Here is a 21,095-nt window from a genome sequence, read left to right on the forward strand (position 1 = left end):
GTGTAAATAGTGGACTTCACGCGCGACTCCACAGCTGAAACTGTGAGTGATGTCATCGACTCCGTACTGCAACGCCATGAATCGATCTGGGACGCGGCGCTGGCGGGCGTCGGTGGCTTCGAGACCTCTCTATGGGCATCGCTGGCCGACTCAGGGCTGTTGGCCCTACCGCTGCCCGAGGCGTCAGGGGGCGACGATGTCGCAGTGGGCGGCCTCATGCCCATTCCGACGGCCCTGGGTCATGCCGCCGCGGTGACGCCCGCGATCGGAACGTTGATCGCGGGTCTGGCGCCGTTGGCGCAGCGTGCGCCCGAGCTGGCGGCGGAGCTGGGAGCCAAGGTGCAGGCGGGCGGCTGGCTGGCGACCGCGGTCAACGAGCCGGGGGCGGCCCTGACCGATACGCCGCACACCTCGGTGTCGGGCGGCACACTCTCCGGCATCAAGACCGGCGTCCTGCACGCCGAAGGCGCATCCGCGATCCTTGTCTCCGCTGATGTCGGAGTCGTAGTGGTTCCCGCCGACGCCCCCGGAGTCCGGATCACGCGCACGACGTCGTCGTCAGGATGGGGGGAGTACGCCGTCGAGTTCACCGACGTCGCTGCGGACGCCATCATCGACGGAGACCCGAGCTGGCTCCAGCAGCATCACAGCCTGGGGCTCGCCGCCTACGCCGATGGACTGATCGCCGGCGCGATGAAGCTCACGGCGACCCACGTGTCCGAACGCATCCAGTTCGACAAGCCGATCGGCACCTTTCAGGCTGTCCAGCAGCAGCTCGCGGACATCTACGTCGTCGCCCGGTCGATGACATTGGCGACCACCTCCGCGGGCTGGCGGCTCACGGAAGGACTCGACGCCGGAACCGATCTCGCGCTCTCCGGCTACTGGCTGGCGCAGGAGATCCCGGCGACCATGCGGACGATGATCCACCTGCACGGTGGTGTCGGAGTCGACCTCACGTACCCACTGCACCGCTACTTTTCCATCGCCAAGGACCTGGCCCGGCTCGTAGGTGGACCCACCGGCCGGCTCGACGCCCTGGCGCAACAGGTCGAGGCAGGAGCGTAGAAATGTTCATTGATCTGACCCCCGAGCAGCGGGCTCTGAAAATGGAGCTGCGCGAGTATTTTTCGAACCTGGTCTCGCCGGAAGACGCGGTCACGATGCTGACCGAGCGGCATGGGCCGACGTACCGCAAGGTCATCCGGCAGATGGGCAGCGACGGCTGGCTCGGAGTCGGCTGGCCAAAAGAGTATGGCGGCAGAGGTTTCGGCCAGATAGAGCAACAGATCTTTGTCAACGAGGCAGCGCGCGCGGACATCCCACTGCCTGCGGTGACCCTGCAAACAGTCGGGCCCACGTTGCAGGCCTACGGCACCGACGAACAAAAGCAGCGCTTCCTTCCTGACATCCTCGCCGGTGAGGTCCACTTCGCCATCGGTTACACCGAACCCGACGCGGGCACCGACCTCGCCTCGCTCAAGACCAGCGCGGTACGCCAAGGCGACGAATACATCGTCAACGGCCAGAAGATCTTCACCACCGGCGGCCACGACGCGGACTACGTCTGGCTGGCGGTCCGCACCGACAAGGATGTCGCGAAGCACAAGGGCATCTCGATGCTCATCGTCGACACCAAAGATCCCGGCTACAGCTGGACCCCGATCATCACCGCCGACCGCGCTCACCACGTGAACGCCACCTACTATTCGGACGTTCGCGTCCCGGCGACCATGGTTGTCGGTGAGGTGAACGGTGGCTGGCGTCTGATCACCACCCAGCTCAATCACGAACGCGTGATGCTCGGGCCCGCCGGCCGGCTCGACGGACTGCTCGCCCGCATCACGGACTGGGCGAATCGGCCGGGCCCGGACGGAACGGTACCGGGCAAGCACACGGACGTGCGCCGGGCGCTGGCCGAACTGCACGCCTACTACCGGATCAACGAACTGCTGAACTGGCAGGTCGCCTCCGGTGGCGACTCCATCTCGATGGCCGACGCGGCGGCGACGAAAGTGTTTGCCACCGAACGACTTCAGCACGTACACAGGCTGATCGACGAGATCCTGGGCCGTCATGGCGACTTCTCCGACCCGGCGACGGCGGAGCTCGCCGACTGGTTCGACGTCCAAGCCAAGCGCAATGTCGTCATCACCTTCGGCGGCGGCGTGAACGAGGTCATGCGAGAGATGATCGCGACCGCAGGCCTCGGTCTTCCCAGGGGTAAACGATGAGCGACGGCCGGTCCGCGATCCTTGCGGCCACCGATGAGGTACGTGCGGCGGGTACGAGTGCGCCGCAAGCCGGACGTGATCCGATCAACACCCCGATGATCAACAACTGGGTCGAGGCGATCGGCGACACCAACCCGATCTACGTCGACCCCGACGCCGCCCGCGCCGCCGGATACGACGATGTGGTCGCACCGCCGGCGATGGCCCAGGTCTGGACCATGCGCGGTCTGAACGGCGTTCGCGCCGCGGACGATCCGCTGGGTCAGGTCACCGAGATCCTCGACGCGGCGGGCTACTCGTCGGTGGTCGCCACCAACTGTGACTCCACGTATCACCGGTACACAAGGCCCGGCGAGGAGGTGACCATCGAGGCCGCCCTCACCGATGTGGTCGGGCCCAAACAGACCGCGCTGGGTGAGGGATGGTTCTTCACCACCAAGAACATCTGGAAGGTCGGCGACGAAGTCGTCGCCGAGATGGATTTTCGCATCCTCAAGTTCCGGCCGGCGGAAAAGGCCACGGCTGCCGAAGGTGCCGGCGGAGAGGTCATCTCGTCGCTCGGTGCCGCGACGGATGACGTCGACCCGGCAAAGATGATGCGTCCGACGCCGTCGCTCGACACCCTGTTCTTCTGGGACGGGGTGCGTGATCACGAGCTCCGGATCCAGCAGGTCGAGGACGGGACCCTGCGCCATCCGCCGATCCCGGCACTGTGGAAACCGAAGGGGGAGAGCACCGAGTACGTGGTGTCCTCGGGCCGGGGCACCGTCTACAGCTATGTGGTGCACCATGCTCCGCAGGTGCCTGGCCGCAAGCTCCCGTTCGTCATCGCCCTGGTGGAACTCGACGAAGGCGTGCGGCTGCTCGGTGAACTCCGCGGAATCGACCCGGCGCAGGTCGCCGTAGGTCTGCCCGTCCAGGTCGAGTTCCTCGATTTCCCGGCGGATGAAAAGGCAGGAACCGAGGCCTGGACGTTGTACGCCTGGCAGCCGGCCACGACAGGAGAACCCGCATGAGTGTTCCCGCTACACCACCCGAGGCCGTGGTCGGAACCGAACTCCCACCGCTGACCATCACCGCGACACCGACCTTCGTGGTGTCGACCGCGCTGGCCACCAGAGACTTTCAGGACGTCCACCACGACCGCGACCTGGCGCACGGTAAGGGGTCGAAGGACATCTTCGTCAACATCCTGACCGACACCGGCCTTGTCCAGCGGTACATCACCGACTGGGCGGGGCAGCGGGCCCAGATCCGTTCGATCAAACTCCGGCTCGGAGTGCCCTGGTACGCCTACGACACGTTGACTCTCTCGGGCACGGTGTCAGCGGTGGACGGTGATCTCGTGACCGTCGAGGTGATCGGCAAGGACAGTCTCGGAAACCACGTCACATCGTTGGTGACGCTGGTGATGGATCACACTGCGGTTGCCGGATCAGAAGCCAAAAGCGAAGCGGGAGTGGCGCAGTGAGTGGATTGTCCGGCAAGGCGGCCATCGCCGGGATCGGCGCCACCGATTTCTCCAAGAACTCCGGGCGGAGCGAGCTGCGGCTCGCCGCAGAGGCGGTCACGGCGGCCATCGCCGATGCGGGTCTGACGCCCGCCGATGTCGATGGACTGGTGTCGTTCACGATGGACACCAACACCGAGATCGCAGTCGCCAGAGCGTCGGGGATAGGCGAATTGACGTACTTCTCCCGCATCCACTACGGCGGCGGTGCAGCGTGTTCCACTGTGCAACAGGCCGCCATGGCCGTGGCCACGGGTGTGGCCGACGTCGTGGTCGCCTATCGCGCGTTCAATGAGCGTTCAGGGATGCGGTTCGGTCAGGTCAACACGTCTCTGGTCGCACAGGACAACTCGTCGGGGACCGACAACGCCTTCAGCTATCCGCACGGGCTCAGCACCCCCGCCGCCTTCGTGGCCATGGTCGCCCAGCGGTACATGCACGAATACGGCGCCACCAGCGAGGATTTCGGGCGCATCTCTGTTGTCGACCGAAAGCACGCGGCCGTGAACCCGGAGGCATTCTTCTACGGCAAACCGATCACGCTCGAAGATCATCAGAATTCCCGGTACATCGCGGAGCCGCTCCATCTCCTCGATTGCTGTCAGGAGTCGGACGGTGGCGTCGCATTCGTGATCGTGTCGGCGGAACGGGCCAAGGATCTTCCGCACACCCCGGCGATCATCGCCGGGGCCGCGTCCGGCAGCGGTGAAGATCAGTACATCATGACCAGCTACTACCGCGACGATCTTGCCGGACTACCCGAGATGGGTCTCGTCGGCAGGCAATTGTGGGAGCAGTCGGGTCTCGGTCCCGATGACGTCGACCTCGCGATCCTGTACGACCACTTCACGCCGTACACACTGATGCAACTCGAGGAACTCGGATTCTGTGGACGCGGTGAGGCGAAAGACTTCGTCCGGGAACCCGGGGCTCTCGAGGTGGGCGGTCGACTTCCGCTCAACACCCACGGTGGTCAACTCGGTGAGGCGTACATCCATGGCATGAACGGCATCGCCGAAGCCGTCCGGCAACTTCGCGGAAAATCGGTCAATCAGGTCCCCGGTGCCAGTAAGGTCGTGGTCACCGCCGGAACCGGTGTGCCCACAAGTGGTTTGGTTCTCACGGCTTAGGAGCTCATACAATGGCGTTCAATCTTGCCGACGTCTTCGAAACTGTCGCGGATGCGGTCCCCGACACCATCGCGCTGACCTATGAAGGCGTGGATCACAGCTACCGTCAGCTCGAGGTGGAGTCGAATCAGGTCGCTCACATGTTGACCGCCGCCGAGGTGGGCGCAGGTGAACACGTGGCGTTGTTCCTCAAGAATTCCGTCGAGCACGTGACCACCATTCTGGGTGTCATCAAGATCCGGGCCGTGCCGATCAACATCAATTACCGGTACACCCCGGCAGAACTGCTGTACATCTTCGAGAACTCGGACTCGGTTGGCATCGTCGTGGAAGAGGCCGAGCACCAAGACAACCTCGCGCAGATCGTCGGTGAGATCCCCACCTTACGAACCATTTTCGTCATCGGGGACATCACCGAGGGGCTGTCTGCGGCCGCGGCGGACGCAGGTGTGCGAGTACTGCCCTTCGATGCGTCCGGCCAGTCGACGGCGCGCGACTTCGAGCCGCGGACCGGAGACGAACTCTGGGTGCTCTACACCGGTGGCACCACCGGCTATCCGAAGGGCGTGATGTGGCGGCACGACGACTTCTTCCACAAGCCGCTCTCCGGTGGGAATCCGTACGACGAGAACCCACGTAAAGACCTCGCCGAAGTCGGCGCGGCAGCGAAGGAATTCCCCGGTCTGTCGTTCCTCATCGCCGCGCCATTGATGCATGGGGCTGCGCTGTATTCGCTGTTCACCTTCCTTACGCTCGGCGCCCGGCTGGTGCTGATGCGGGCGTTCGATCCGGAGAAGGTGGTGCGCTCCATCGAGGCCGACAAGGTCAACGTGGTGCTCATCGTCGGTGACGGTATGGGGTCGCCGCTCGCCGACGCGATGGAGAAGTTGAAGGACGAGGTGGATCTCTCGACACTCTTCTCGATCACCTCGGGCGGTGCGATCTGGTCGGTGGGCGTGCGTGAGCGGATGTTGTCGGTCAAGCCGGATCTGGTCTTGCGCGACAACTTCGGGGCATCCGAGACCGGCAACGACGGTGCATTCGAGGTGCGCGAAGACGGCACCCTCGCCATGCCGCCGACCTCGAAGATGACCGTACTCGACGAGAAACTCAACGTGATCCCGCCGGGATCCGAGGACGTCGGGATGATCGCGCGGATCGGTCGTGTGCCGCTGGGTTACTACCGCGACGAAGAGAAGTCTGCGCGCACCTTCCCTCAGCTCCCGGATGGCACCAGGGTCGCGGTGCTCGGCGACATGGGTCTGGTCGAGGCCGATGGCACGATCGTCTTCCTGGGCCGTGGGTCGCAGTGCATCAACACCGGCGGTGAAAAGGTCTACGCCGAAGAGGTCGAGGCGTGCCTGCACGCGCATCCCGCGGTGGCGGACGCGCTCGTGGTGCCCGCGCCGGATGAGCGGATGGGTCAGAAGGTGTCGGCGGTCGTCGCGATTCGACCGGGCGTGAGCGAACCCTCACTGGACGAGATTCAGTCGCACTGCCGAACGATGTTGGCCGGGTACAAGATTCCTCGCCTTTTGGTCATCGTCGAAGAGATCAAGAGGACACCCGCAGGCAAGGCCGACTACAAGTGGGCCAAACAGGCCGCACTCGACCTCGCGGGCACCCCGGTCTGACCCTCAGTCGCGGGCCGCAGGCTCTTCGGCGGCCCCGACCTTCGCTGCTTCGGCGTCGATTTCGTCCTGGACGGTGCCCCCGATCTGGGTGGGGGTGAGAACAGCCAGCACGATGCCGCTCACGACGCAGACCACTCCGAGCGTGATGCATGCGAGGTTCATGGGTTCGATGAAGGCATCCTTGGCTCCGTCGGCGATACGGGCCGCCAACTCGGGTTGGGTGGGAGCGAGTCGTTCGGCCACCTGTAGTGCCTCGGCCAGGGTATTGGTGATGTGCTGGCCGATGGAGCCGGCCGCGGCCGCGGTCTCCTGGGCTTGTTGCGTCTGCCCGGACGCCTCGAGTGCTGTGGCTGTCTGTTGCAGTTGAGATTCTGCGGACTCTGCGGTCGCCTGGATGTTCCGTGTATAGCCGGCGGCGAGCAGGCTGCCGCCGATCGCGATGCCGATGGCGGAACCGAGTTCGCGGGCGGTGTCGTTCACCGCTGAGCCGACGCCCTGGTTGTCTGCTGGGGTGTTGACCATGATTGCCGTGGTCGAGGGTGCGGTGCCGACTCCGAGACCCACCGCGAGGACCATCATGGCGACGACCAGGGTCCAGTACTCCTTGTGCTCCAGGAAACCGAGGAGGAACGAACCCGTGGCCATCCCGACCATGCCGAACACCAGGATCACCCGCAGGTTGATCCGCACGGCGAGCCAGTTCCCGATGAGAGAAAAGACCATCACGACGAAGACCATGGGCATCAACGCCAGTGCGGATTTCAGAGCAGAGAAGCCGAATACCAATTGGAGCCGCTGGAGCAGCACGAGAAAGACGCCGAAGATCACGAGAAATTGAATGGTGATGCTGAACGACCCGGCCGAGAAGGCGCGATTACGGAACAGATTCACATCGAGCAGTGGTTCCTCGAGTTTGGTCTGCGAATACCAGAACACGGCGATGAGGCCGAGTCCGCCGATCATGGCGGCCAATGCCAAGGGGTCGAACCAGCCGCGATGGGGGGCCTCGATGAGGCCGAAGACGACCAGCCCGATCCCGGATGCGGAGGTGACAGATCCCAGCACGTCGAATCTGGGTCGGGTCGAGTCCCGGGACGTCGGAATCGTGCAGGCGAGCACCGCGGTGATCGCGGCCGAGATCGCAAACGTGAGGAAGATCGAGTGCCAGCTGAAGAACTCCAGCAGTACGCCGGTGACGAAGAACCCGGCAATACCACCCGATCCGCCGACCCCCGCCCAGATGCTCACGGCCAATGGGCGTTTGGAGTCGGGGACCCCGGAGGTGATGAGCGACAGCGTTGCCGGCATCACGAATGCGGCGCCGACACCGGTCAGGGCTCGGGCGGCGATGAACTGGTTGGGATCCGAGATCCAGATCGGCAGCAGTGAACCGATGGCGAACACGACAAGGCCGCCGATCAACACCTCTCGTCGCCCATATCTGTCGCCGATCGCACCGGCGGGGAGCAGCAGTGCGGCGACCACCAGGGTGTAGCCGTCGATCAACCAGGTCACCTGATTCGAATTGGCACCGACGGCGGGGGCGATGTCGGCGACCGCTGTGTTGAGCGACGCCATCGCGGCGATGACCATACTCAATCCGGCGCAGGCCACGACAATGAGCCAAATACCTTTGAGACCGATTTTTTCCGCCGGTGACGCCCCCACCGTTGTTTCCATTGATCCAACCTAGCCAGAACGCCCGGCGTACATCGGTAGTTCGCGTTGTGTAATCGTTATCACTACGCACGGTGTGGCTTCCACAGTACTTCTGTCTCTTGTGTCACATTAGTCACACTGGTAACTCACATCGACGCGTTGCTGGTATGGCCGACCCATCCGGATCAGCCGCACTCGGACGAGAGGGAATCCGATGGCCGCATCTCAGGTCAACGACGTCTCCGCAGTCAAACTCCGCCTGTGGCGGGTGCTTACGATGCTGGCCTCACTCGTGGCCGTCATCGTCGGACTCGTTGCCATATTCATGAGCGCCGGCTGACGGCTCCGCTCGGAAAACTCCCGCCCTGCTCGCAATATTTCACGAGCAAGGTGAAGATCGGTGAGCAAAGTCCTTGCCCGGTCACCTTCTACCGCTTGGTGAGCACTACATTTCCGAGCGCGGGCGAATCGTCCCGCTCGACCACTGACACGGTGATCAGCAGTCGGGAGTCGTCCTCCCACACCTTGATCCGCAGCGTTTCGCCGGGAAAGACGATTCCGGCGAACTTGGCACCGTAGCTCGCGACGCGCTCGACGTCGCCGTCGAGGAGCTGATCGACCACCGTGCGGAGCACGATTCCGTAGGTGCCCAGACCGTGCAGGATCGGCCGGGGAAACCCGGCCTTCTCGGCGAACGCCGGGTCGGAATGCAAGGGATTACGGTCTCCACACAGCCGATAAAGCAGGGCCTGCTGCGGAAGGGTCTTCTCTTCGATGACGTGATCGGGTTCTCGGTCGGGATAGGTGACCTTGTCCGAGGTGCCACGCTCGCCGCCGAAGCCGCCTTCACCTTTACAGAAGATGGACGACCGCGCCGTCCACAGTGGCTCGCCGGAGTCGTCGACGGTGCTCGATTCCTCGACGATGACCGCGGCCGAGCCCTTGTCCTGCAACTCGACGATCGTGGTGGTGGTGGTGGCCGTTCCTTCCGCCGGAATCGGCTTGTGCACCTGCACTTCCTGCGCCCCGTGCACCACCGAGCCCAGGTCGATCTCGATGCCCGGTTTGGACACCTTTGGTGGTTCGGTCTCGTGGAAGTGTGCCGCGACCGTGGCGAACGCCGGAAGGACCTTGGGCCGCCGGTCGTCGAGGTATTCCAGGCCGGCAGCGTCGAGCGGGTCTGCCCCCGCGCCCACGGCGAGGTTGTAGAGCGCGACGTCGGACGCGTTCCAGCTGAACGTCTCCTTGGCCACCACGGCGCCGAGGGCGACGCCCGGATCGATCGGCATCAGCCCGCCTTCTCTTCGGTGGCCCGAGTGCTCTGTGCGTTGGTCGCGATGTCCAGGGCGGCAAGGTATCCGAACACCATGGCGGGTCCGATGGTGGCTCCTGGTCCGGCATAGGTGTGGCCCATCACCGGCGAGCTGGTGTTGCCGGCGGCATACAGCCCGTCGATCACGGAGCCGTCTGCCCGCAGCGCTCGTCCTGCGGCGTCGGTGTTGATGCCGCCCTTGGTGCCCAGATCGCCCGGCACCATCTTCACCGCATAGAAGGGCCCCTTCTTCAGTGGGCCGAGGCTCGGATTGGGCTTGTTGGTGATGTCGCCGTAGTAGTGGTCGTACTGGCTGACGCCGCGCCCGAAATCTTCGTCCTTGCCTGCTGCAGCGAAGGCGTTGAACCGCTGTGCGGTCTCGGTCAAACCGTCCGCCGGCACGCCGATCTTCTCTGCGAGGCCCGCGAGGCTGTCCGCCTTGGTGATCACACCCGACTTGAACCACTTGCCCGGCAGCGGCTGCCGGCCGGAGACCGACGCGAACATGTACCGATTGCGGTAGGTCTGGTCGAAGACGAGCCAACAGGGCAGGTTTTCGCCCGGGCCCTCTCCCTGCCCGAACTCGCCGCCGTACATCTGGTGGACGGCCTCGACGTACGGCAGGGACTCGTTCATGAATCGCCGGCCGCGATCGTTGATCATGAAACTGCCGGGGAGGGCCCGCTCGGACAACGCGAACCACGGGCCGCGCGGCAGCGGAATCGTCGGCCCCCACCACGCGTCTTCCATGTAGCTCACGCCCGCGCCGATCTTCAGTCCCGCGTTGATGCCGTCACCGGTGTTGGACTCGGCGCCCGTGGTCCACTGCGAACCGATAGGTTCCCGCTGGTACTTGTGGCGCATCTCGTCGTTGTGCTCGAATCCGCCGCAGGCCAGGACCACACCTTGGCGGGCGCGCAACGTCTTTGTCTGCCCGTCCGACTCGACGACGACGCCGACGACCCGGCCACCTTCGGTGACGAGATCCACGAGGGGTGTGTTCAGGCGCAACGGAATCCCGGCCTGACGCACGCCCAGGAGCAGCTCGCCCATCAGAGCGGCTCCCATGGCGATGAGCTTCTTGCCGGTGAGTTTCGCCCAGATGAAGCGCGATCCGACTTTCACCGCACGCAGCGGGCCTTTCCAGTGCCGTAGGCCGGTGCTCAGCCAGCGGTAGTCCGACTGCATCACGACCACGTTCAGCGGGGACTTGGTGTACGGCGGGTGCAGCGTCTTGAAGTCGTCGCCGAGCTTGCGGGAATCGAAGGGTTTCGGCTCACACGAACGTCCGCCCACGCGTCCGCCCGGGGCCTCCGGGTAGTAGTCGGAGTAGTTCTTGACCCATTCGAGTTCGAGTGGTGAGTGCTCCGTCAGAAAGGCCAACGCCTCGGGTCCACGGTCGATGTAGGCGTCGATCCGCTCAGGCGCCACCCCGTCGCCGACGATCGAGCGCACGTAGGTCCTCGCGGCCTCGGGGTCGTCTTTCACGCCGTCGCGCTGAAGGACCTGGTTGTTCGGGATCCACACGCCGCCGCCGGAGCGCGAGGTCGACCCGCCCCAGTACGCAGACTTCTCGATGATGACGGTGTCGAGACCGTGTGCCGCGGCAGTGATCGCCGTGCTCATCCCGGCGCCACCAGCACCGACCACGATCACATCGAAGGTCTCGTCCACCGAGGTCTGCCCCGATCCGGTCTGTCCAGGTCCAGTGTGGTCCGAACTGGTCATCAATTACCCCTTTGCGCGCCGAAAAACGTCTCTCGAGCCGGCCGACTTCCACCACCAAGGTAGAACACGTTATAAAGTGACTCACTAGGCAGGCTATACCAGCCTGGAAGGCATTGGCGAGTGCCTGATGGATGGCAAAACAGAAACACGTTCCAGTTCGCTGGGCCGGTAGGAGAGCGAGGCAGACCATGACGATCACCGACCAGCAGCGTCACCAGATCGCCGACGAACTGGCCAGGGCGGAGGCGACGGCGGTGGCCGTCGATCCGCCGGTTGTCGCGTTCCCGGACATCGACGTCACCGACGCCTACGAGATCCAGTTGATCAATATTCGCAAGCGTCTGGAGGCCGGGGCAAGGGTTGCGGGCCACAAGGTCGGGCTCGCCTCGGAAGCGATGCAGAAGATGATGGGCGTCGACGAGCCCGACTACGGGCATCTGCTCGATGTGATGCAGTACCACGAGCACACCCCGATCGATGCGACGAAGTTCTGTTTCCCGAGGGTTGAGGTGGAGGTCGGATTCATTCTCGGTGAGGATCTGCCCGGGGCGGGCTGCACCAATGAGGATGTGATCGCTGCGGTCGAGTGGGTGGTTCCGTCGATCGAGTTGATCGATTCCCGTATCCGTGATTGGAAGATCTCCCTGCCCGACACGATCGCCGACAACGCGTCGTCGTGTGGGTGGGTGCTGGGGGAGCAGCGGGTCGCGATCGCCGACATCGACACGGGCAACATCGACGCCACACTGCATCGCAACGGGGAGTTGATCGCCGAGGGCAACTCGAGTGCTGTCCTCGGCCATCCGCTCACAGCTGTGTCGTGGCTGGCGCGCAAGGTCGAGAGTTTCGGGGTGCGCCTGCGCAAGGGCGACGTGATCTTGCCGGGGACGGCGACCCGGGCGATCGACATCCGTTCGGGCGATCACTTCGTGGCCGATTTCGTCGGCCTGGGCAGTGTCACCCTCGATTTCACCTGAGCCCACCGCATCTCGCACAACACACGTTCGCAAACGTTTTCAATGTCAGGAGTTCTAGTGTCAGACAAGCTCACCGCCGCGATCATCGGGTCGGGCAACATCGGAACCGACCTCATGTACAAGTTGGCCCGATCCGAGGTCATCGAACCGCGATGGATGGTCGGCATCGACGCCGACTCCGAAGGCATGAAGCGGGCGGCTGACCGCGGACTGATCACCATGGCAGGCGGCGCTGACGAACTGCTCGCGTCCACGGAGAAGCCCGACCTCATCTTCGAGGCCACCTCGGCCTATGTGCATCGCGAGTACGCACCGAAGTACGAGGCAGCCGGCATCACCGCCATCGATCTGACCCCCGCGGCAGTGGGTCCGGCGGTCGTGCCACCGGCGAACCTGCGCGAGCACCTCGACGCACCCAACACGAACATGATCACGTGCGGCGGCCAGGCGACCATCCCGATGGTGCATGCGGTGTCATCGGTTGTCCCGGTGGTCTATGCGGAGATCGTTGCCTCGGTGTCGTCGGAATCGGCGGGACCCGGTACGCGCGCCAACATCGACGAGTTCACCAAGACCACATCCCGCGGGATCGAGACGATCGGTGGTGCCGATCGCGGTAAGGCGATCATCATCCTCAATCCGGCCGACCCGCCGATGATCATGCGCGACACGATCTTCTGTGCGATTCCCGAAGACGCCGACCTCGATGCGATCGCAGAGTCGATTCGCAAGCGGGAGCGGGAGATCCAGGAGTACGTACCCGGGTATCGGTTGCTCCAGGACCCACAGTTCGATCCGCCCAGCGTCGGCAACGGCGGCATGGCCAGGGTGTCGATCTTCGTGGAGGTCGAGGGCGCCGGGGATTTCCTGCCGCCGTATGCAGGCAACCTGGACATCATGACCGCCGCAGCCACCAAGGTCGGCGAAGAGATCGCCAAGCAGAAGCTCGCAGCGAAGGTAGGTGTGTGACATGTTCGCCAACTCAACCGATTTGATGGCCGGTGCTCGCAAGTACAGCGACGACTTGGACATCCGCATCACGGATTCGTCCCTGCGTGACGGCAGCCATCACAAGCGGCACCAGTTCACCGAGCAGGAGGTCCGCGATATCGTCGGCGCCCTCGACGGCGCGGGAGTCCCGGTGATCGAGGTGACGCACGGTGATGGTCTGGGCGGCTCGTCGTTCAACTACGGCTTCTCCAAAACCCCTGAGCAGCAGCTGATCAAGGCGGCAGTGGAGACCGCGACGTCGGCGAAGATCGCGTTCCTGATGCTGCCAGGACTGGGGATCAAGGACGACATCCGGGCCGCTCAGGACAACGGAGCCCAGATCTGCCGGATCGCGACGCACTGCACCGAGGCCGACGTGTCGATCCAGCACTTCGGGCTCGCCCGCGAACTCGGTCTCGAGACCGTCGGCTTCCTGATGATGTCCCACAGCCAGCCGCCGGAGGTCCTGGCCAAGCAGGCACGGATCATGGCCGATGCCGGATGCCAGTGCGTCTACGTCGTCGATTCAGCCGGAGCGCTTGTCCTCGAACAGGTCTCCGATCGGGTGTCGGCGCTCAAGGCCGAGCTCGGTGACGATGCCCAGATCGGCTTTCACGGCCACGAGAACCTCGACATCGCCGTCGCCAATTCCGTTGCGGCGGTGCGGGCCGGCGCGCAGCAGATCGACGGATCGGTGCGTAGATTCGGCGCCGGCGCGGGTAATACACCGGTCGAGGCGTTTGTGGGGGTCTGCGACAAGCTCGGCATCAGCACCGGCATCGATTTCATGAAGATCGCCGATGCCGCCCAAGATGTGGTGCGGCCGGTGATGCCCACCGAGTGCCTCGTCGACCGTCCGGCGATGATGATGGGCTATGCAGGCTGCTACAGCTCCTTCCTCAAGCACGCCGAAGGCCACGCCGAGAAATACGGGGTGTCGGCGGCAGAGATCCTGTTGGAGGCCGGCAGCCGCAAACTGGTCGGTGGCCAGGAGGACCAGCTGATAGACATCGCCCTCGAGCTCAAGAAAAAGCAGGACGCCAACGCCGGAGTATGACGCCTGAGCAGATGGCTCGGGTTACCATTTGTCCGAATTGACGACTCGGATGCGAGTCGGACTCCACGCGAGGTGATCGGTGAGGGCCCATGACGTACGACCGGTCGCGTGTCGATCCCGGCAGTTGGCAGACTTCCGGGACGACCTCGGGGCGCCGACCACGCACGGTGCCCGCCGCCAGTGATGATCGCCGTCGGTCGACGACGGGCGGTGGGTTGTTCGCGTCCGCATCCGGCGATACGCGGTTGCGGTTCGTCGGTCTGGCGCTCGCCGCAGCGGGTGTGCTCGTCGTCGTCTGCAGTTTCCTGACCTGGGCGAGCGCATCAGACGACAGTCTGAGCTTGTCGGTGACCGGGATGGGTTCGGTGTCGTTCGAGGCGTCGGAGGCGCGAGCTCAAGCTCTGGGTGGGTCCACCGACGTCGCGGCCGAACTCGACGAGCGCGCCAAGTCACCAGGGATCGTCACGGCGCTGCTCGGTGCTCTGCTGGTGGGCGCAGCGATCTTCATGGTGCGAGGCCGCTACGCCGGACTCGGAGCCGCGGCAGGTGCCGTCCTTGCGCTCATCGCGGTGTTCATGTCGTTGGAGTACCTTTTCGCACCTGGTGACGCCGTGCTCGATGGCGCCGGCAGTACCGGCATCGGTTACGCCGGCCTCGGACTCTGGCTGGTCGCCATCGGTGCGTTCGGTGCGCTGGCAGCGTCCGGATCCGGCACGATCATTGCGCTACGCGGAGGGCGATCTCCCGCGACGGAGACCGCGGCGCCCCGGCCCAGAGCCGACTCTCCGGCGCCGGCCACACCGCCTGCGAGGCGCCGCGGAGCCCGGCCCACCGCCCCGCCGGTACCGCCGGCTGCACCCCGCCCGAGCTTCCGGCCCGAACCGGGGCACCGCGCCCGCCAGAGTGGCGGTGATGGGCCGATGGGACGACGCCCACCGCCCGCTCAGCCCGGATACCGTCCGGCTCCACGGCCTCGGCCCCTCCCGAACTCGTATCCGACTGTGGCTCAGCCGGTAAGAGGTCGAGATCGGCTTCCTCGATCGGTACCGCCAGGACCTGTGCCGCCTGGCCAGATCCCGCCGGACAGGGGCATGCCGCCCGGTCAGCGCCCGCCACCGCGACGTGCGCCGGCGCCCCGAACCGACGTGCACGGAGAGGATGGACGATGACGAGTGGCCATGCGTCCGGCTCCGGGCTCCTTGCTCGGCGGTCGGTGGATCCCAAACTCAAGCCGGCCGGCATCGTCCTTGCTCTGGCAGGTGCCGTGATGGTGATCTGCAGTTTCTTCAGTTGGGCCTCCGCCGAAGACGAGCTCTTCAGTGCGGCGGTGACCGGTATGGGTTCAGTATCGATCGAGGGTGGATTCGGCTCCGGCTCAGGAGAACTCGAGCAGCTGCTCGAGGACAACAGCAAATCTCCCGGAATCTCCACTGCAGTTTTCGGTGTGTTGCTCATCCTCGCCGCGGTGTTCTTGATCCTCAACCGATTCCCGGGGATCGCTGCCGCGGTCGCCACCGTGCTGTCCCTCCTTGCGACGATCAGGGTGTTGTTCTTCCTCTTCGATCCTGTCGACGCCCTGATCGAGAACGCGGGAGACTCGTCCATCGGCGACGTCGGGTGGGGACTCTGGCTGGTGGCAATTGGTTCTGTGGTGGCCCTTGTCGTATCCGGCTGGGCTCTCGTACTGGCCGTCCGGTCGCCTGCAACGCCTGCGTCGACCGGCCTGTGAGTACGCGCGTTACGATCGATTTCGATCAGTAGCGCCCGCGGGACGGGCGAACCACTCACAGCAGGGGGACAGATGACATACGGCCCACCACCCGGCAACTTCCCTCCGCCCGGCGGTCAGCCGGGTGGATTTCCTCCGCCCGGTGGGTCCGGTCAGCCGCACGGCGGATACCAGGCAGGTGGATATCAGCCCGGCGGCCACCAACCTGGTGGCTACCCGTCGCCGCAACCCGGCTATCAATCGGCGTTCGGCGCGCCAGGTGGGGCGCGTCCGTCCGCGACCGGACTGCTCGCTCCCGAGTCGTCGAGTCCTTTCCTGAAATTCACCGGCATAGCGCTGGCGGTCGGCGGACTGCTGATGGTGCTGTTCAGTTTCTTCAGCTGGGCGGCCGACGACAACGAGCTCGCGAGCGTCTCGATATCCGGCATGGGCTCGGTGTCCGTCGATGGCTCGGAGAGCGATGAGATCTCACAGTTGCTGGAGGACAGCACCAAATCGCCGGGCATCTTCACGTTGATCTTGGGCGTGCTGATCATCGCAGCGGCCGTGCCGCTGATCATCAACAAGTTCCCCGCCATCGGCGCCATCACCGCAACGGTGCTCGGCCTGATCGCGACCATCCTGACGTTGGTCTACCTGTTCGGCCCGGCGGGGGCGGTCCTCGAGGACGCGGGTGACTCCGATGTCTCGGATGCCGGCTTCGGGCTCTGGCTGGTGACGATCGGGGCGCTGGCCGCACTGATCGCCGGCGGGCTGTCGGTGTTCTTCGCGCTCACGACCCCGGCAGGTCGCCCTCCGGGCACTCAGAGGTCTCCCGGGTACGGACCGACCCCGGGACAGGGTTACGGTCAGCAACCGCCTCAGGGATACGGGTGGCCGGGCCAGGGCCCGCAGCAGGGACAACCAGGTCCGGGCTATACCCAGCAGCCGGGTCAGGGGTTCGGACAGCAACCCGGTCAGGGGTACGGCCAGAACTATCCGGGCCCTGGACAACAGCCGGGACAGGGACAGCAGCCGGGTCAGGGACAACAGCCGGGACAGCAGTTCGGGCCGTACGGCCAGCAGTAGATCAGACGTTAATCCTCAGGAGTACCCGGGTGATCGGGACTACTGGAGCGATCGGAACTACTCGGGCGGTCAGTAGTAACCGTCGGGGTCGACGTCGGGAGACTCTCTGGGGATGATCCCCTCACTGACTCCGTGATCGATGCTCGCCGACATCCGCGGGCACGTCGGCAACATCGCCGGGTTCCCGCCTTCGGCGCGGATCGCCTTGAACTCGGGGCAGTTGTCCCTGGCCTGCGAGGTCCACTGCACGCTCGTGTGGTGGGGGCTGTACTTCTTCACCATCACGCGGGCGTGGCAGGTCCGGCACTCGATCTCGGTCAGACCGCCCCGCAGATAGTGCTCTTTGTCCCGGGTGGTCGCCTCCTCGACAGCGGCTTTCCGCTCCGGATCGGCAGTGAAGTCCGGGGCCTTGGACCAGCTGAGCGTCATGAGTGCCCCTTCGTCATGTCGCCGCGTCCACCTTCTCGGCCGGTTCTCCGGTCTTCGCTTCGCGTTCGGCCTTGAGCCGGATGTTCTCCTGCACCTCGAGATTCCAGTTCTCGACGGCCTTGGTGGTGTCGATCTCGTATTCGTAGCGCTGCGTCATCTCTTCGGTGACATCGGCGACGTCGACGTAGAACTGCTCGTACCAGCGCCGCAGCTGATACACCGGGCCGTCTTCCTCGACCAGCAACGGATTGTCGATGCGGCTCTTGTGCTTCCAGATCTCGACGTCCTGGAGAAAACCGACTTCGATGCCTGCCGTGATCTTCGTGGCCATCTTGTCCGCCTGCTCCGCGGTGAGACCCTCGGGAATCTTGGCGATCACGCCGTACATCAGCACGAATGAGTTGTTGTCGATCGGGTAGTGGCAATTCGTCAGGATCGTCTCGATCGCGTATCCGCCGTAGTACTGGACCATCGGGTTGAGCATGTAGGCCGGGCCGTAGTACGCCGCTATCGATTCGAGTTTGGTGTCGCCGTACGCCGTCATGATGTCGACGTCCGGCCTGCCGTGCGAGTTCATGTACTGCGCGGCGGTTTCGCCTTCGAAGACGTTCTTGAAGTAGTCCGGCAACGAGTAATGGACGTAGAAGAAGTGCGCCATGTCGACGACGTTGTCGATGATCTCGCGGCAGTTGGAGCCCTCGATCACGATCGTGTTCCAGGTCCAGCCGGTCCACTGATCGCTGTTCAATTCCTCGAGTTCGGGGATCACCACGTTGTCCGGCGGGGGATTGCCCTCGGGATCGTTGTAGACGAAGACCTGGCCGTTGCGGATCATCCCGGGCCACGACCGGGTCTTGGCCAGCTTCGGAGCGCGTTTCGCATAGGGGACGCCGGCACACCGGCCGTTGGCCTTCCAGCGCCAGTCGTGGAAGGGGCAGGCGATGTTGCCGTCCTTGATCGAGCCTTGCGAGAGATCCCCGCCCATGTGCCGGCAGTACGCGTCGAGGATCTTCAGTTCACCCTCGGCGACCCACACCACGAGCTTGGTACCGAACACCGTCACCGAGTGGGGCTTGCCGTCGTCGTAGTCGGACAACAGGCCGAGGCAGTGCCAACCGCGGGCGAAGCGGGTCGGTGGCGTGCCGGTGTCGATCTCGCGAACGGCGCCGCCGTCGGCACTGTTGTCGATCCCGGCCTTCGCCTTCGTCTCCACCATCTTCTGCTCCCTAGGTCTGGCGATGTCGCGGTGAGCTGCGCATCTGCCGCGTCGGCTGATTTAAGCGCCTTCGCTTACTAGAACATGTTACAAAACTCTGCCGTGGCACGCCAGCTGATTGAGGGTTTCCCGCGAGATTGCGGGGTAAACCCCCAGTACTCGACATAAATGAGAACGTGTTCTAGTCTTGAAACGACGACGTGGAACGACAGCAAGGAGTTGCTCGATGAGTGATCGCAGCCAGGCGGGCGCAGAGGTGTTGGAAAAGATCAGCGCGTTGCTACCTGAGATCGAACAGCGGGCCCAGGAGTGCGAGGACCTGCGCCAGATCCCGGATGAGACGATCGCTTCATTGGCCGACGTCGGTTTCTTCCGGCTGTTGCAACCCGAGCAGTGGGGTGGTTACCAGGTCGACCCCGTGACCTTCTACGAGGCCGTGAGGCGCATCGGGTCGGCGTGCGGTTCCACCGGCTGGGTCTCCAGCATCATCGGAGTCCACAATTGGCACCTCGCCCTCTTCCCGCAGCAGGCTCAAGAAGACGTCTGGGGTGAAGACACCTCGGTGCGCATCTCGTCCTCGTACGCCCCCATGGGTATGGGTGAGGTCGTCGACGGTGGATACAAGGTCAACGGGTCATGGGCCTGGTCGTCGGGATGCGGTCACGCCGAGTGGGTGGTCCTCGGAGGACCGGTCATCAAGAACGGCAAGCCCGTCGACTTCGTCAGCTTCCTGATCCCGCGCTCGGACTACACGATTCGTGATGTGTGGCATGTGGTGGGTCTCAAGGGCACCGGCTCCAACACGATCGATGTCAAGGACGTCTTCGTGCCCAGCCACCGGATGCTCAGTTTCCGGGCGATGAGCACCGGCACCGCGCCAGGGCTCGAGAAGAACACCGCGCCCGTCTACAAGATGCCCTGGGGCTCGGTACATCCCAGTGTCATCTCGGCACCGATCGTCGGAATGGCCTACGGCGCCTACGCGGCCCACGTGGAGCATCAGGGAAAGCGCGTGCGCGCCGCCTACGCCGGCGAGAAGGCGAAGGACGACCCGTTCGCGAAGGTGCGTATCGCCGAGGCCGCGAGCGACATCGATGCTGCCTGGACCCAACTCTCGGGAAACCTACAGGCCGAGTACGACCTGTTGGTCGCCGGCGAAGAGGTCCCGATGGAGTTGCGGCTCAAGGCTCGTCGCGACCAGGTCCGCGCCACCGGCCGTGCCGTCGCGTCGATCGACCGTCTCTTCGAGAACTCGGGAGCCCACGCGCTCGACAGCGACACCCCGATCCAGCGGTTCTGGCGTGATGCCCACGCCGGGCGAGTTCACGCTGCAAACGACGCCGAGCGTGCATATGTGGCATTCGGTAACGGCGAGTTCGGTATCCCCATCGGGGACACCATGGTCTGACACCCGCAACCCGGAAATGGTGGGTTCGGGCGAGCCAACGCCCAGGTCGGACTCACCAGAAGCCACCACTTTCGAAGGAGTAGTTCGACGATGACTGAAACGCTGGGCCCGATTCGTTCTCTTGGCTACATGCGTATCGACGCCACGGACATGGGCGCCTGGCGCGAGTTCGGGCTCAAGGTCCTCGGCATGTCAGAGGGTTCGGGCTCCACCGAGAATGCGCTCTATCTGCGGATGGACGATTTCCCGGCCCGCCTGGTGATCGTGCCGAGTGATCGTGACCACCTTGCGAGTTCGGGCTGGGAATGCGCCAATGCGGCAGCGTTACAGGAAGTTCGCGATCGCCTGTCTGCCGCGGGTGTGATCTTCCGTGAGGGCAAGGACGAAGAGCTCGAGGATCGTCAGGTCGTCGAGATGGTGGTGTTCGAGGACCCATCCGGCAATGTGCTCGAGGCCTTTCACGGGGTGGCCTTGCAGCATCGCCGGGTGGTCAGTCCTTACGGCCACAAGTTCGTGACCGGGGAGCAGGGCCTAGGGCACGTTGTCCTGACCACCGATGACGACGCCGCTTCTCTGCGGTTCTACCGAGACGTACTCGGCTTTCGGCTTCGGGACTCGATGCGACTGCCGCCGGAGTTGGTGGGTCGCGAAAAGGGCGATGAGCCACCGTGGCTGCGGTTCTTCGGATGTAATCCGCGGCATCACAGTCTCGCCTTCCTGCCGTTCCCGAACGACACGGGCATCGTCCACCTGATGATCGAGGTGGAGAACACCGACGACGTGGGGCTCGCACATGACCGTGCACTTCGTAAGAAGGTCCCGATGTCGGCAACCCTCGGTCGCCACGTCAACGACCTGATGTACTCGTTCTACATGAAGACCCCCGGTGGGTTCGATGTCGAATTCGGTTGCGAGGGAAGGCAGGTGGATGACCACGAGTGGATCGCGCGAGAAAGCACCGCGGTGAGTCTGTGGGGCCATGATTTCTCCATCGGATTCAAGAACGCCTGAGAC

20 protein-coding genes are annotated in these 21,095 nt (G+C 64.4%); 15 read left to right on the forward strand and 5 right to left on the reverse strand.

Annotated features, from left to right (window positions below; genetic code table 11):
• Positions 1-9: 9 nt before the first annotated feature.
• The 6 genes from BH683_RS02690 to BH683_RS02715 are packed head-to-tail and all read left to right on the forward strand — an operon-like array spanning position 10 to position 6,508.
• Entirely contained in the window at positions 10-1,068 is a 1,059-nt protein-coding gene (locus BH683_RS02690) for an acyl-CoA dehydrogenase family protein (RefSeq protein ID WP_084834732.1), read from the forward strand.
• 2 nt (positions 1,069-1,070) lie between these two features.
• On the forward strand, positions 1,071-2,234 hold the full coding sequence (locus tag BH683_RS02695) for an acyl-CoA dehydrogenase family protein (protein WP_084834733.1): 1,164 nt from the start codon (positions 1,071-1,073) through the stop codon (positions 2,232-2,234).
• On the forward strand, positions 2,231-3,250 hold the full coding sequence (locus BH683_RS02700; RefSeq protein WP_084834734.1) for a bifunctional MaoC family dehydratase N-terminal/OB-fold nucleic acid binding domain-containing protein: 1,020 nt from the start codon (positions 2,231-2,233) through the stop codon (positions 3,248-3,250). The genes BH683_RS02695 and BH683_RS02700 overlap by 4 nt, the downstream gene beginning before the upstream one ends.
• A complete protein-coding gene (locus BH683_RS02705; protein ID WP_084834735.1) occupies positions 3,247-3,705 on the forward strand; it encodes a MaoC family dehydratase in 459 nt (152 codons plus the stop codon). Before BH683_RS02700 ends, BH683_RS02705 begins: the two co-directional genes overlap by 4 nt.
• A complete protein-coding gene (locus tag BH683_RS02710; RefSeq protein ID WP_084834736.1) occupies positions 3,702-4,874 on the forward strand; it encodes a lipid-transfer protein in 1,173 nt (390 codons plus the stop codon). Before BH683_RS02705 ends, BH683_RS02710 begins: the two co-directional genes overlap by 4 nt.
• An 11-nt stretch (positions 4,875-4,885) precedes the next feature.
• On the forward strand, positions 4,886-6,508 hold the full coding sequence (locus tag BH683_RS02715; protein ID WP_084834737.1) for an AMP-binding protein: 1,623 nt from the start codon (positions 4,886-4,888) through the stop codon (positions 6,506-6,508).
• Between the two features lie 3 nt (positions 6,509-6,511).
• Here the strand turns inward: BH683_RS02715 and BH683_RS02720 are convergent, their stop codons facing one another.
• Positions 6,512-8,188 carry an MFS transporter gene (locus BH683_RS02720; RefSeq protein ID WP_084834738.1) on the reverse strand — a complete coding sequence of 559 codons (1,677 nt, stop codon included), beginning with the start codon at positions 8,186-8,188 and terminating at the stop codon, positions 6,512-6,514.
• Positions 8,189-8,381: 193 nt separating this feature from the next.
• Here BH683_RS02720 and BH683_RS29125 point away from each other — a divergent pair, with 193 nt between their 5' ends.
• Positions 8,382-8,507 (forward strand): hypothetical protein, encoded by a 126-nt coding sequence (locus BH683_RS29125; RefSeq protein WP_281492263.1) that lies wholly within the window; start codon positions 8,382-8,384, stop codon positions 8,505-8,507.
• 88 nt (positions 8,508-8,595) lie between these two features.
• Here BH683_RS29125 and BH683_RS02725 read toward each other — a convergent pair whose 3' ends face one another.
• Together BH683_RS02725 and kstD are read right to left on the reverse strand one after the other, a co-directional pair.
• A complete protein-coding gene (locus BH683_RS02725; RefSeq protein ID WP_084834739.1) occupies positions 8,596-9,456 on the reverse strand; it encodes a MaoC/PaaZ C-terminal domain-containing protein in 861 nt (286 codons plus the stop codon).
• Positions 9,456-11,207: a 3-oxosteroid 1-dehydrogenase gene (gene kstD / locus BH683_RS02730; protein ID WP_084834740.1), complete on the reverse strand. Its 1,752-nt coding sequence runs from the start codon at positions 11,205-11,207 to the stop codon at positions 9,456-9,458. The genes BH683_RS02725 and kstD overlap by 1 nt, the downstream gene beginning before the upstream one ends.
• A gap of 188 nt (positions 11,208-11,395) precedes the next feature.
• Here kstD and BH683_RS02735 point away from each other — a divergent pair, with 188 nt between their 5' ends.
• From BH683_RS02735 to BH683_RS02760, 6 genes are all read left to right on the forward strand, one after another.
• Complete coding sequence (locus tag BH683_RS02735) at positions 11,396-12,184, forward strand: 2-keto-4-pentenoate hydratase (RefSeq protein ID WP_084834741.1); 789 nt, start codon at positions 11,396-11,398, stop codon at positions 12,182-12,184.
• 57 nt (positions 12,185-12,241) lie between these two features.
• Complete coding sequence (locus BH683_RS02740; RefSeq protein WP_084834742.1) at positions 12,242-13,153, forward strand: acetaldehyde dehydrogenase (acetylating); 912 nt, start codon at positions 12,242-12,244, stop codon at positions 13,151-13,153.
• Between the two features lies 1 nt (position 13,154).
• Complete coding sequence (gene dmpG, locus BH683_RS02745) at positions 13,155-14,231, forward strand: 4-hydroxy-2-oxovalerate aldolase (protein ID WP_084834743.1); 1,077 nt, start codon at positions 13,155-13,157, stop codon at positions 14,229-14,231.
• Between the two features lie 89 nt (positions 14,232-14,320).
• The gene (locus BH683_RS02750; RefSeq protein WP_084834744.1) at positions 14,321-15,400 is read left to right on the forward strand and encodes a hypothetical protein; all 1,080 of its coding nucleotides are present in this window, start codon (positions 14,321-14,323) and stop codon (positions 15,398-15,400) included.
• On the forward strand, positions 15,397-15,960 hold the full coding sequence (locus BH683_RS02755; protein WP_084834745.1) for a hypothetical protein: 564 nt from the start codon (positions 15,397-15,399) through the stop codon (positions 15,958-15,960). The genes BH683_RS02750 and BH683_RS02755 overlap by 4 nt, the downstream gene beginning before the upstream one ends.
• Before the next feature lie 72 nt (positions 15,961-16,032).
• Entirely contained in the window at positions 16,033-17,028 is a 996-nt protein-coding gene (locus BH683_RS02760) for a hypothetical protein (protein ID WP_084834746.1), read from the forward strand.
• Between the two features lie 69 nt (positions 17,029-17,097).
• On the opposite strand, the gene BH683_RS02765 is transcribed toward BH683_RS02760, so the two are convergent.
• Both BH683_RS02765 and BH683_RS02770 read right to left on the reverse strand, forming a co-directional pair.
• Positions 17,098-17,457 (reverse strand): hypothetical protein, encoded by a 360-nt coding sequence (locus BH683_RS02765; protein WP_084834747.1) that lies wholly within the window; start codon positions 17,455-17,457, stop codon positions 17,098-17,100.
• Between the two features lie 13 nt (positions 17,458-17,470).
• A complete protein-coding gene (locus BH683_RS02770; RefSeq protein WP_084834748.1) occupies positions 17,471-18,673 on the reverse strand; it encodes a Rieske 2Fe-2S domain-containing protein in 1,203 nt (400 codons plus the stop codon).
• A gap of 226 nt (positions 18,674-18,899) precedes the next feature.
• On the opposite strand from BH683_RS02770, the gene hsaA reads away from it, so the two are divergent.
• Complete coding sequence (gene hsaA / locus BH683_RS02775; RefSeq protein ID WP_084834749.1) at positions 18,900-20,081, forward strand: 3-hydroxy-9,10-secoandrosta-1,3,5(10)-triene-9,17-dione monooxygenase oxygenase subunit; 1,182 nt, start codon at positions 18,900-18,902, stop codon at positions 20,079-20,081.
• A gap of 90 nt (positions 20,082-20,171) precedes the next feature.
• The gene (hsaC, locus tag BH683_RS02780) at positions 20,172-21,092 is read left to right on the forward strand and encodes an iron-dependent extradiol dioxygenase HsaC (RefSeq protein ID WP_084834750.1); all 921 of its coding nucleotides are present in this window, start codon (positions 20,172-20,174) and stop codon (positions 21,090-21,092) included.
• The last annotated feature ends 3 nt before the right edge of the window (positions 21,093-21,095 follow it).

The sequence above is a fragment of the Williamsia sp. 1138 genome (assembly GCF_002095435.2).
GTDB lineage: Bacteria > Actinomycetota > Actinomycetes > Mycobacteriales > Mycobacteriaceae > Williamsia.